This window comes from Labedella gwakjiensis (assembly GCF_003014675.1).
Taxonomy (GTDB): domain Bacteria; phylum Actinomycetota; class Actinomycetes; order Actinomycetales; family Microbacteriaceae; genus Labedella; species Labedella gwakjiensis.
Genome location: NZ_PYAU01000001.1, coordinates 30,534 through 43,223, shown reverse-complemented (window position 1 = coordinate 43,223; position 12,690 = coordinate 30,534). Strand labels below are relative to the sequence as shown.

Below are 12,690 nucleotides of genomic sequence, written 5' to 3'. Positions count from 1 at the left end.
GCCTGGTCTAGGTTGGAACCATGGGAGCCGGGGACCTGGGAGCCGCAGACGCGAGACGTCGCGACACGAACGCGACAGACCCCGACCGTTCCGTCCATGTCAGGGCGCCGGGCAAGATCAACGTCTTCCTGCGCGTCGGCGAGGTGCGTGAGGACGGATACCACGACCTCGCGACCGCCTACCAGGCGGTCTCGCTCTACGAGGATGTCGTCGCCCACCACGACGACGGCTTCTCCGTGTCGTTCACCGGTTCGGTCGATGTGTCGTCCCTCCCGACGGATTCCTCGAACCTCGCCATGCGTGCGGCCCGAGCACTCGCTCGACGGACGGGCTACCGTGGGGGAGTCCATCTCGAGATCGACAAGAACGTCCCGATCGCCGGGGGAATGGGAGGCGGCTCGGCCGATGCCGCTGCCGCTCTCGTGGCCTGCGACGCCCTGTGGGGCACGGCGCTCTCGCGAGAGCAGCTGCTGAAACTCGCTGCCCGGTTGGGCGCCGACGTCCCCTTCGCCCTCATGGGCGGCACCGCCATCGGAACGGATCGGGGAGACCGGCTGTCTCCGGCACTCGCCCGCGGTACGTTCCACTGGGTCCTCGCGTTCTCGGACGAGGGAATGTCGACGCCGCACGTCTATACGGCTCTCGACGCCCACCGGGAGCGCTACGCCGCGGACATCCGCCCGGTCTCCACCGCACCGACCGTCGAGGCGAACGTCCTCCAGGCGCTCAGAGCCGGCGACCCCGAGATGCTCGCCGATTGCCTGTCGAACGACCTCCAGGCGCCGGCACTCCGCCTCCGGCCGGAACTCGCAGAGGTTCTCGAGCTCGGGGAGACGAGCGGAGCACTCGCCGGGATCGTGTCGGGCTCCGGGCCGACCGTTGCGCTCCTCGCGGCCGACGCCGAGTCGGCCATCGACCTCCACGTCGCCCTGAGCGCCTCGGGGCTTCGGGCGGCGCGCGTGACAGGACCGGTGGCCGGGGCGCGCGTCGTCGCGGACTGAGCCGCGCCTGACGCGCTCGGACCGGTCGGTCGGAGGCCGGTCCGGCGGCCGAGGCCTTCGCCTCGACCGCCGATCACGGGGACCCGAGAACGCCGCGGGAAGAGATCGCGGTCGGGTTGGCTCGCTTCTCGGCCACACGCGATCGGGCGTTCTACAGGGGGTCGTGACGACGATAGGCCCCCCGATCGGGTGGCGTCCAGGCGAGTGGGCGAGAACCGTCAGCTCTTGACAGGGGGCCTCAGATCCGAGCGGCCGGGGTCACGAGATGATGCGCGGCCGACGGCCGGTTGGGGCGGCGCGGCTGCCGATGAGAGAACGGAGCTCACGGCGGGACGAGAGGCCGAGCTTGCCCAGGATGTTCCGCACGTGGAAGTTCACCGTGGTGACGGAGACGTAGAGGGACTCGGCGATCTCGCGGTTCGTGAGCCCGGTGCTGAGAGCGTAGGCGACCTGGCGCTCCCGCGTCGTCAGCGCGTCGAGGGGGTCGGCGTGCGACGACCGCAGCGACGCGTCCGTCGCGAGACGCTGGACGGTCGCCAGCGCCGTGACGGAACGGGCGAGATACGGGGCCGCCCCGAGACGCCGGAACTCGTCGATCGCCGCCGTCAGTTCGGTCGCGGCCTCGCCCGGCCGGTTCGCGGCGACGAGGGCGCGGGCGAGATCGTGTCGCGCGATCGCGCGGGGGAACGGGAAACGGGCGTTCGCGGGATCGTTCACAGCCCGCCGGTAGGCGTCGATCGCGACCGTCGTGTTCCCCGCGCCCTCCTCGACGCGCCCGATGAGCCAGTCGAGCGCGCCGGAACTCGGACGCCAGCCGCTGCGGGGGTCGCGACAGAGGGACAGGAGAGGTCGAGCCTCGGTGCTCCGGCCGAGTGCCACGAAGGCGTCGATGCGGTAGGCGATCCAGGCGTGCGACGATCCGCTCGGCGGATCCGCGGCGAGGGCGTCCGTCGCCGCCAGCTGCCCGGCCCTGTCGCCGACGGCGCGTGCCGACTCGGCGAGCGCCGTGTCGGGGATCTCACGGTCGTAGGCGGAGAAGCTCCAGCGCGAGGCCGCATCGGCGGCGGCGCTGACCCGTTCGGCCGTGGCGTCGGATTCGCCGCGCGCGGCGCGGACGAGTGCCGAGACGGCGAGGGCTATCGGCCAGCCGGACAGGTTCGTCTCGTCGAGCGCGAGTCCGACCGCGGTATCGGCGATCGTCACGGATGCGTCCCACTGTCCCGTGAGGAAGAGGATGTGGGCGTAGATCGCGCGCCCGATTCCACCCGTCCAGCTCGTGGAGAACCGCCGGAGGAGCACGTCGGCGCGTGCGAGATCGGCGACGGCGCGATCGAGGTCGCCCATCCCGAGGAACACGCGCGCTCGAGTGACGAGGGCGTCGATCGTGGCAGGCCGGTCCGGTCCCGCGGCGAAGAGCCGGTCGAGATCGTCGATCGTGGCGAGGATCGTCTGGACGTCGCCCGTGCGGGCCGCCCCGGCGATCCGCCAACCGAGCGCACGCAGCTCGATATCCACGGGAGCGACCAGCCAGGCGAGGGTCGGGTCGTCGAGTTCCGACGGATCGCTCGGTGCGGCCGACACGAGGTCGAGGGCCTTCCGGGTCTGGGCCACGACGGGCCCGAAGTCCTGCATGGCCAGCTGGACGCGCGCGATCGCCTCCGCCGCAACCGCGCGGATCGCCCGTGCATCCGGGGTGTCCGACGGGTCGGAGAGCACCCCCTCTCCCCGTGCCATGGCCTCGACCGACCGGCCGGTGAGGGTGTATAGCTCGAGGAGGACGAGCTCGCGAGCGAGGGTGCGGGGAAGGCGCTCGAATGCGGGGACGAGAGAGAACACGCGCTCGTGGCGACGGGTCCGGATGGCGATCAGCCCCACCTGCTGAAGGAGCCGTTCCTCGTCGGCTGTGCCCGTCCCTGCGATGCGCAGCGCGGTGAGGGCGAGTTCCACCGCGTTGTCGGGGTTCCCGGTGTCGGCCGCGCTCCGCGCCGCGTCGATGAGGTCGTCGGCGAGCGACGAATCGGCGGTGTCCGCCGCCTCGACGCGGTGACGCAGCGCTCGGTGGCCCCCGAATTCGGCGGCGGCCGCGGCGTGCAGCGTGATCCGCTCGGCGTGGGGGAGCGTCGCGACGACGATGTCGGCGATGAGCGCGTGGTCCGGCTCGATCACGGTCACGCCGTCCTGGTCACGGAGTCGGACGAGGCCGAGGGCTGCAGCCGCGTCGATGTCGGTGGTGCGTCCGAGGCGCGCCCCGATGGCGCGGAGCCGCACGAGGGGGGTCGGGTCCCGGAGGACGGCGGCGATCACGGTGGTGTCGCGTGCAGCGGGCGTCGCGCTCGCCAGGGTATCGCCGACCTGGCGGCTCAGCGAGGAGTCCTCCGGCACGACGAGGTCGTCAGCCCCCGGGTGGACGAGGACGGGGCCGTTCGCGAGCGCGTTGCGGATCGCCGACGACACGACGAGAGGCGATCCGCCGCAGGAGTCGGTGAGCCGAGCGGCGGAGCGGCGGGACACCGGGCGGCCGAGGACGGAGGCCGCCAACTCCTGCGTGTCTTCGGCGGTGAAGGGCCTCAGGGCGATTTCGATGTCCGCGAGGGCATCCGATTCCGAGAGGCGGGGGATCGTCGTCGTGAGGGGCGTCGATCCGGGACGTCCGGCGCGGATGACGAGCAGGGGCTGTGTGTCGAGTCGGCGGAGCACGAAGCGGAGTGCACGCGCGGACGCCGCGTCCACCCACTGGATGTCGTCCACCACGACGCAGAGGGGCTCGTCGAGGGCGTCGACGGCGTCGAGGATCGCCCGGCCGACGCTCAGGGGATCGACCGCGTCGTCGTCCCGGGTCGTCGGGAGGTGCGCACCGATGCGTCGGGCGATGGCCTCGGCGGTCGTGTACGCGAGATCCGATTCGAACGAGGCCGCTCGGACCCGGATCACACGACGGTCGTCGAGTCGGCTCACGGCCTCGTCGAGGAGGGCGGTCTTGCCGTAGCCGGGTGGCCCCGTCAGCAGGACGGAGGCGGCGTTCGACCGTGCGCGTTCGGCGCTCTCGGCGATGGCCGCCAGTTCGGCCGATCGGGCGATAAGAGGGGTCGGCGTCCTTCGGTGCACGCTGTGCTTCCTTCGTCGGGTCGAAGCCCGCGACGGCTGATCCGCCGACGCGATGATCGATTCTCACATGTCCCCTCGGGGAGAGTCTGCACGCTCGGCGGGGCGCCGCCGCCCACCGGCGGTGCCCGCGTCGTGAGTGCGCGGGTAGTCTCGACGGGTGGCACATCTTCTCGGGGCTGAACGGCTCCGCCTCGAGTACCCGACCCGCGTCGTCTTCGACGGCGTCACCGTCGGCGTCTCTGAAGGCGACAGGATCGGCGTCGTCGGGCGCAACGGCGACGGCAAGTCGACCCTCCTCTCCCTCCTGGCCGGACGGCTCGAACCCGACGACGGGCGCGTCACATCGCGTCGCGGGGTCACGATCGGGATGCTCGACCAGGGCGACGTCCTCGATCCGTCGCTGACGGTGTCGGCGGCGATCGTCGGGGACCGTGCGGACCACGAGTGGGCAGGGGATGCCCGGATCCGCGACGTCATCGCCGGTCTCGTGTCCGACATCGCGTGGGACACGACGCTCTCGACCCTCTCGGGCGGGCAGCAGCGCCGGGTGGCGCTCGCCGCGCTCCTCGTGGGCGACTGGGACGTCGTCATGCTCGACGAGCCCACCAACCACCTCGACGTCGAGGGCATCGCGTGGCTCGCCCAGCACCTCGCGGCCCGCTGGGGGTCGTCGTCCGGTGGCCTCGTGGTCGTGACCCACGACCGGTGGTTCCTCGACGCCGTGTGCACCACGACGTGGGAGGTCCACGACGGGATCGTCGAGTCCTTCGAGGGCGGCTACGCCGCGTACATCCTGCAGCGCGTCGAGCGGGATCGTATGGCGGCAGCCTCCGAGGCCCGCCGCCAGAACCTCATGCGCAAGGAACTCGCGTGGCTGCGCCGCGGTGCCCCCGCACGCACGTCGAAGCCCAAGTTCCGCATCGACGCGGCCACCGAGCTCATCGCGGATGAACCGCCTCCCCGCAACAGCGTGGCCTTGTCGCGTCTCGCCACGGCGCGCCTCGGCAAGGACGTCGTCGACCTCGAGGACATCGGCGTCGTCTTCGACGGTCGCCAGGTGCTCGACGGCATCACCTGGCGCATCGCGCCGGGGGAGCGCACAGGAATCCTGGGGGCGAACGGCGCGGGCAAGTCGACGCTCCTCTCCCTCGTCGCCGGCACCCTCGAACCGACGAGCGGGAAGGTCAAGCGCGGCAAGACCGTCAACGTCGCGACGCTGTCCCAGCGCCTCCAGGAGCTCGAAGGCCTCGGGCACGAGCGGGTCCGCGACGTCGTCGGCCGGCTGCGCACCGCCTATCAGGTCGGCGACAAGGAGCTCTCTCCCGGTCAGCTGCTCGAACGGCTCGGCTTCTCGAGTGCGCAGCTCTCGACCGCGATCGGTGAGCTCTCAGGCGGTCAGCGCCGTCGCCTCCAGCTCCTCCTCGTGCTGCTGTCCGAGCCGAACGTGCTCATCCTCGACGAGCCGACGAACGACATGGACACCGACATGCTCGCGGCGATCGAGGATCTCCTGGACGAGTGGCCCGGCACGCTCCTCGTCGTCTCTCACGACCGGTACCTCGTGGAGCGCGTGACGGATCAGCAGTACGCCGTCATCGGCGGGAAGCTGCGCCACCTCCCGAACGGCGTCGACGAGTACGTGCGGCTCCGCGCGCTCGAGGAGGACGCCCGCTCCGGGTCGCTTCACGAGTCGTCGTTCGCGGCTTCGAACGCATCGGCCGCCTCGGCGCCCACGGCCTCGGGTCTCAGCGGCGCGGAGCGCCGTACGGCCGAGAAGGAGTTGTCCGCGACGGAGCGTCGCATCGTGAAGCTCGAGAAGGAGAAGGAGGCCCTGCACCTCCAGCTCGCCGAGTCCGACCAGAGCGACTACGAGAACCTCGGCTCCCTCCAGAGCCGCCTCCAGGCGATCGCCGACGAGGTCGACACCCTCGAGCTCCGCTGGCTCGAGCTGCAGGAACAGCTGGGCTGACATCTCGTCCCGTGGCCATCGGTCTCGCGCATGTTCCGTCGTGTTACGCCGACGTCCGGCGTGCCCGCTACGCCTGCCTACCCTGGATGAGGCGCACGTCACAGCCGTGTCGCCCGCACCACAGCACCACAGCACCGCTGCACCACAGCGTCACTGCACCATCGCACCAGGAGGAACCACATGCCCATCACACGGAAGAGGATCGCCGCCGCGATCTCGGGAATCGCTCTCGTCGGCCTGCTCGCGGGATGCGGTGCAGGAGCGGGCGACGCCCCTGCAGCCGAGGACAAGGGAACCGAGGCGAACCCCGTCAAGATCGGCGTCGTCGGCGCGAGCGACCCGTACTGGGACGACTACGTCGACGCCGCGGCCGACGAGGGCATCACGGTCGAGCTCGTCGACTTCGCCGAGTACACGCAGCCGAACCCGGCGCTGACGGCCGGGGAGCTCGACCTCAACCAGTTCCAGCACATCGTCTACCTCGCGCAGTACAACGAGGAGGCCGGAGAGGACCTCCAGCCGATCGGCTCGACGGCCATCTACCCGCTCCCGCTCTACTCGACCCAGTACGACTCGGTCGAGGACATCCCCGACGGCGCCGAGATCGCCATCCCGAACGACGAGAGCAACCAGGCGCGTGCGCTCCTCGTCCTGCAGTCCGCCGGGCTCATCGAGCTCGAAGGCGGCGGGGACAGCTTCTCCACCCCTGACGACATCATCGCCGACGACTCGCGTGTGACGGTGACGCCGCTCGCGGCCGACCTCACGGCGACGTCGCTGCCCGACGTCGCCGCCGCGATCATCAACAACGACTTCGCCACGAAGGCCGGTCTGTCGGCTGACGACGTCATCGCGCAGGACGACCCGAACGACCCGAACGCGCTGCCCTACGTCAACGTCTTCGCGGCCCGCTCGGCCGACGCCGACAACGAGACGTACGCGAAGCTCGTCGAGATCTACCAGGACACGAAGGCCGTCACCGACGGCGTCGTCGACAACTCGGGCGGCACCGCGGTCATGGTGAAGATCCCCGCAGAGGACCTCGTCTCCTCGCTCGAGACCGTTCAGACGGGCATCGCCGAGCAGGGCTGATCCCACGCACCATCCCGTCGAGTGCGGCGACCGCGACCCGGTCGCCGCACTCGCATGTTCGACCCGCATCACCGTGCAGGACCCGCACCACACGAAGGACCCGCACCACAAGGAGGAGCAGACGTGCCGCTCGTACAGATCCGCGACGTGACGAAGGTGTACCCCCCGTCCACGAGAGGCGGTGAACCGGTCCGCGCGATCGACGGCGTCGACCTCGACATAGAGGAGGGCGACGTCTACGGCATCATCGGCTACTCGGGCGCGGGCAAGAGCACCCTCGTGCGGCTCATCAACGCGCTCGAACCCGCGACCTCCGGCAGCATCGTTGTGGACGGCACCGACATCACGACCCTCCCCGAGCGCGACTTGCGGAAGCTGAGGCTCGGAATCGGCATGATCTTCCAGCAGTTTAACCTCTTCTCCTCGCGCACCGTGCGCGGCAACATCGCGTACCCGCTGCAGGTGGCCGGCCGTCCCAAGGCGGAGATCCGGGCACGTGTCACCGAACTCCTCGACTTCGTGGGGCTCGCGGACAAGGCACGCAACTACCCCGATCAGCTCTCCGGGGGGCAGAAGCAGCGCGTGGGCATCGCCCGCGCGCTCGCGACCTCTCCGCGCATCCTCCTCGCCGACGAGGCGACGAGCGCGCTCGACCCGGAGACGACGCAGGAGGTCCTCGAGCTCCTCCGCACCGTGAACCGCGACCTCGGGGTGACGATCGTCGTCATCACCCACGAGATGGACGTGGTCCAGTCGCTCGCGACGAAGGTCGCCGTCATGGAGCACGGCCGCGTGATCGAGTCCGGCGACGTCTTCGACGTCTTCTCGAACCCCCAGCTGCCCGCCTCGCAGCGGTTCGTGTCCACCGTCGTGAAGGGCGTGCCGTCCGAGGTCGAGCTCGCCGCCTTGCGTGCCCGCCACTCGGGGCGTTTCGTCACCGTCACGTTCCGCGACGGCGGCGCGAGCCAGTCCGACGTGTTCCTCGAGTTCGGCCGGGAGGGCATCGGCTTCGAGCTCGTCTACGGCGGGGTCAACGAGATCCAGGGGCGCGCGTTCGGGAACCTCACTCTCGAGCTCACCGGGGCGGACGAACGGATCGACGCGGTCATCGCGCGATTGCGCGACCGCGTCGAGATCGTGGAGGTCGTGTGATGGACGTGCTCTCAGACCTCGGACCCCAGTTCCTGCAGGCCACCGTCGAGACGCTGTGGCTCGTCTTCGCGAGCCTGCTCTTCGGTGGGATCGGCGGCCTCATCGTGGGCCTCGCGCTGTACGTCACGCGCGCCGGCAACCTCTTCGCCAACCGCGTGGTGTTCGGCATCCTCAACGTGATCGTGAACATCTTCCGGCCGATCCCGTTCATCATCTTCCTGACGGCGTTCCAACCGCTCGCCCGCACCGTGATCGGAACGGGGATCGGGACGGAGGCGGCGATCTTCACCATCTCCCTCGCGTCGACCTTCGGCATCAGTCGCATCGTGGAGCAGAACCTCCTCACGGTGTCTCCGGGCGTCATCGAGGCGGCGAGGGCCGCGGGCGCCGGCCCGATCCGCACCATCTTCACGATCGTGCTGCCGGAGGCGCTCGGCCCGCTCATCCTCGGTTACACGTTCGTCTTCGTCGCGATCGTCGACATGTCGGCCGTCGCCGGCGTCATCAACGGGGGAGGGCTCGGAGCGTTCGCCATCCAATACGGCTTCCGTCAGTTCGAACCCGTCGTCACCTGGACGGCCCTCGCGATCGTGATCGTGCTCGTGCAGCTCGTCCAGTTCCTCGGCAACGCGCTGGCTCGCAAGATCCTCCGACGCTGACAGCCGCCCGCCGTCGTCCCGCTCGGGATGCCCCGCCCGAACGCGGGGGAGTACGGCACAGGGCGAAACTGAGCCGGTGTCATGTCCCCCTCGCGGGTGCGCCGATAGCGTGATCCCGTTCCGCGCCGACACCGTCGGGGAGAGCGCCGTCGGAACGGTCTGCGATGCGCGGGAGACGTTCGGATGGGGATGCACGAGGGGGCCGTTCGGGGCGCCGCGACGACGAAGACAACGACGAAGAGGAAGAGGACACGACGCCTCGTGTCGATCGCAGCCCTCGTCGGGGTCATCGCGACCTCCGGCGTCGTAGCCGTCTCGGGGAACGATGAGGCCGCCGCCGCGGTGCCGAACCGATGCGCGGACGTCGCCGAGCTGTCGTCGGGCTTCGAGACCCTCTACCGTGTCGAGCTGCCGCGGGCAGCGACCTGGAACACGAACAAGCCCGTTCCGTACGCCGAACGGGTCGTGGACGACCGGCGCACGTTCGAGCGGGTCGCGTACTGCCTCGAGACCGTCACAGCCACCGGCGTCGCGAAGCGCGCCTATGCGTCGTTCGACGCGTTCAGCTCGACCACGGCAGACTATGAGATCCCCACGCGCGCACGGGTGCTTGCACGGCCTGTCTCGAACCTCACCGTGCAGGGCGACGGGGTTGCGTCGGTGACGAACGCGGCGGGCGGAGCGATCGAGTTCTGGCCGTACACCTACTCCGGTGCATCGCCGAACGGGAGCGGGACCAATGCATACGACTACTCCGACACCCCGACGACGGCCGCGGGCTACGGCTCCTTCCAGATCCACAACACGGCGGCGAAGCAGACGGTCATGGCCGTGAACGCCTGGAACCGCACGGACCGTCCTCTCGACATCGGCATCGGGAACCAGCCGACAGGGAATCCGGACTGGACCTTCTCGCAGACGGGCGGCTCCCTGCGTTCGGCCACCCTCACGGCCTACGTCAAGTACGCCGAACTGGCGGCCGTCGATTGCGAGAGCGGAGTCGGCGAACTCGCCGACTATCAGCTGCTCTATGAAGCCGAGGTCCCCACGACGGCCGAACCGTGGCTCGACGGCGTCGACTACGTCGTGGATCGACGGGCGGAGCTCACGACGCCGATCTCCCGCGTGGCCTACTGCCTCGAAGGGCGGAACGCACGCACACCACAATGGACCTACGCATCGATGGACACGTGGACGCAGAATCTCGCTGCTCTCCGGGTGCCCGAGACCGAGGCGGCGCGGACACGGCCGACGGTCGACAACCTGACGGTGCGCAGCTCGACGATCAACGGCGTTCCGGCGACCACCCCAGCGGACGGCGCCACCGGCTCGCTCGAGATGTGGCCGAACCAGTACAACAAGACGGCTGCGGCCAATGCGCCGGCGGGTGCGAGCAGCGCCCTCTGGGACTTCTCCGATACCCCGGCCCTCGGCAACCCGTCCGGATACGGGTCGTTCCAGGTGCACAACCTCACGAGCCGGCAGACGGTCCTCGCCGTCAACGGATGGTCCTACCCCGCGGCGACTCCGCTCGACGTCGGTGTCGGGAACCGGGCGACCGGCGACCCCGACTGGACATTCGCGCGCAATCGCGCCCAGTTCAGCGACCTGACCCTCAAGGTGTACGTGCGACCCGCCGGGGTCACCGTCTCCTCTGGGCCGATCGATCACCAGTTGTACCCACGCAACAGCGACACCGGCACCGTGACCGTCCCGGTGAAAGGCTCGATCACGGATTCGAGCGTCACCGGTGTGGGGCTCGTCACGAAGCGGAACGGCGTCACGGTCTCCACGAAGACCACGTCGGCCACCTCGTTCACCCTCTCGACCGTCATCACAGCGGAGCTCGCGAGCTACGACGTGGAGCTCTGGGCGGTCAGGGCTTCCGGGGCGCCGACTCTCATCCGCTCGGCGAGCGATGTCGTCGCGGGCGACGTCTACGTCGTCGAGGGGCAGTCCAATTCGGTCTCATCGCTGTGGTCGTACGCGCCCGGCTTCAGCAGCGCGGCCGACACGTCTCCGTGGATCAGGACGTTCGGAGGGCCCACGTCGACGCCGGCCGTCTCCGTCACCGACCGAACCTGGTACCGGGCGATCGGGGATGCGCGTGATCCACGTCTTCCGGGCCTGGTCGGACGGCTCGGGCTCAGACTCGGTGCCGCGATGATCGCTCAGTCCGGTGTGCCCGTCGCGGTGATCATGGGAGGGGAAGGCGGTAAACCGTCGAGCTTCTTCCAGCGCAACGACGGCAACCCCCTCGACGCGGGGACGAACTACGGTCGGCTGCTCCGGCGCATCCAAGCGGCGGGGCTGGGCCGAGGCGTCACATCGATGGTCTGGTATCAGGGGGAGTCGGACGTCGCCGCCCCGGCGGCCCACCGCAGCAACATGCAGGCGCTCTTGGCCGACTGGAAGACGGACTTCCCCGGCTTGACGCAGACGTACATGGCGCAGGTGCGCAGCTGCAGTGCCGGCAATGACATCTCAGCGGTGCAGGAGATCCAGCGGCAGTTGGACGCACGGTCGGACGTGACCATCGTGTCGACCAACGGGCTGGAGAACCATGACGGGTGCCACTACGGGTACGACCGCGGCTACCGCCGGCTCGCCGACTGGTTCGCGTTGCCGATGGGACGTGATCTCCTCGGGTCGAGACCGGCCGGTCCGGTCTCTCCGCCGAAGCCCGCGGCCTTCTCGTGGGCGAACGCGAACCGCACCGGCGTCGTCATCACCGTCCAGGACGCGTCCCAGGCGCTCACCTGCGATGCGGCAGCGGCGGCCGACTTCCGCATCGAGGGAGCCACGGCATCCGTCACGCGTGTCACCTGCGGCGCCGGTACGGTCACGCTGACGCTGAGCAGGAGTGTGCCGACGACGGCGACGATCAGCTATCTCGGTCACCGAGGCGCCGTCACGTCGGCGAGCGCCGGCATCCCCGACACCGCGTGGATCACGAATGCGGCGGGAATGGGGCTCATCGCGTTCGCCCGTCAGCCCGTCCGCTGAGCTGCCGTCGTCCGGTCCTCAGTCGACCTCGGCGGACTCCCCGTCGAAGCCGATGCTGAGTTTCCTGAGCAGGCCGGCGAGCCTGGCTCGATCCGACGGGGACAGGCTCGCGAGCAGCTCGGCCTCGGCGTCCACGAGTCTCGTGATCGCCGCATCGACGCGAGTGAGCCCACTCGGCGTCATCTCCACGAGGATCCCGCGGCCGTCTCGGGGATCCATCCTCCGCTCCACGAGTCCGGCAGACACGAGGCGATCGATGCGATTGGTCATGGTGCCGCTCGAGACGAGGGTCTGCTGCAGGAGTTGCTTCGGGCTCAGCATGTACGGGCTGCCCGCACGACGGAGGGCGGCGAGCACGTCGAACTCCCACGACTCGAGCTTCGACCGGGCGAAGGCCTGCCGTCGCGCCCGCTCGAGGTGACGGGTGAGGCGGGAGACGCGGGAGAGCACTTGAAGCGGCGAGAAGTTGAGGTCGGGGCGTTCGCGCTCCCAGGCCTCGACGATCCGGTCCACCTCGTCGCTCTGTTCCGCCATCCGACCATTATCGCGGTCGCCCGGTGGGCGCCCGTCACCGGTTCGAGCCGTCGGCATCTGGCAGACTGGAACGGAGCGCGCCGGCCCAGGCCGCGCGCGATCCGCCTTGGTGTAACGGCAGCACGACAGCCTTTGGAGCTGTGAGGTTCAGGTTCGAATCCTGGAGGCGGAG

At 69.9% G+C, this 12,690-nt stretch carries 8 protein-coding genes and 1 tRNA gene; 7 read left to right on the top strand and 2 right to left on the bottom strand.

All coding sequences use genetic code 11. The features are described from left to right. The first annotated feature begins 20 nt into the window (after positions 1-20). Positions 21-1,001 carry a 4-(cytidine 5'-diphospho)-2-C-methyl-D-erythritol kinase gene (locus tag CLV49_RS00165; RefSeq protein ID WP_106561717.1) on the top strand — a complete coding sequence of 327 codons (981 nt, stop codon included), beginning with the start codon at positions 21-23 and terminating at the stop codon, positions 999-1,001. A gap of 258 nt (positions 1,002-1,259) precedes the next feature. Here the strand turns inward: CLV49_RS00165 and CLV49_RS00160 are convergent, their stop codons facing one another. Next, the gene (locus CLV49_RS00160; RefSeq protein WP_106561716.1) at positions 1,260-4,106 is read right to left on the bottom strand and encodes a LuxR family transcriptional regulator; all 2,847 of its coding nucleotides are present in this window, start codon (positions 4,104-4,106) and stop codon (positions 1,260-1,262) included. A 157-nt stretch (positions 4,107-4,263) separates the two neighbouring features. Here CLV49_RS00160 and CLV49_RS00155 point away from each other — a divergent pair, with 157 nt between their 5' ends. The 5 genes from CLV49_RS00155 (at position 4,264) to CLV49_RS00135 (ending at position 11,984) form a co-directional block, all read left to right on the top strand. Beyond that, positions 4,264-6,075, top strand: a complete 1,812-nt coding sequence (locus CLV49_RS00155) for an ABC-F family ATP-binding cassette domain-containing protein (protein WP_106561715.1) — start codon at positions 4,264-4,266, stop codon at positions 6,073-6,075. A gap of 180 nt (positions 6,076-6,255) precedes the next feature. Further along, positions 6,256-7,167: a MetQ/NlpA family ABC transporter substrate-binding protein gene (locus CLV49_RS00150; protein WP_106561714.1), complete on the top strand. Its 912-nt coding sequence runs from the start codon at positions 6,256-6,258 to the stop codon at positions 7,165-7,167. 123 nt (positions 7,168-7,290) lie between these two features. Beyond that, complete coding sequence (locus tag CLV49_RS00145; RefSeq protein ID WP_208019755.1) at positions 7,291-8,319, top strand: methionine ABC transporter ATP-binding protein; 1,029 nt, start codon at positions 7,291-7,293, stop codon at positions 8,317-8,319. Then, entirely contained in the window at positions 8,319-8,978 is a 660-nt protein-coding gene (locus CLV49_RS00140; RefSeq protein WP_106561712.1) for a methionine ABC transporter permease, read from the top strand. Before CLV49_RS00145 ends, CLV49_RS00140 begins: the two co-directional genes overlap by 1 nt. A gap of 261 nt (positions 8,979-9,239) precedes the next feature. Continuing rightward, positions 9,240-11,984, top strand: a complete 2,745-nt coding sequence (locus CLV49_RS00135) for a sialate O-acetylesterase (protein ID WP_158261866.1) — start codon at positions 9,240-9,242, stop codon at positions 11,982-11,984. 18 nt (positions 11,985-12,002) lie between these two features. Here CLV49_RS00135 and CLV49_RS00130 read toward each other — a convergent pair whose 3' ends face one another. After that, on the bottom strand, positions 12,003-12,518 hold the full coding sequence (locus CLV49_RS00130) for a MarR family winged helix-turn-helix transcriptional regulator (protein ID WP_106561710.1): 516 nt from the start codon (positions 12,516-12,518) through the stop codon (positions 12,003-12,005). A 100-nt stretch (positions 12,519-12,618) separates the two neighbouring features. Between CLV49_RS00130 and CLV49_RS00125 the strand changes: the two genes are divergently transcribed. Next, a tRNA-Gln gene (locus CLV49_RS00125) sits at positions 12,619-12,690 on the top strand.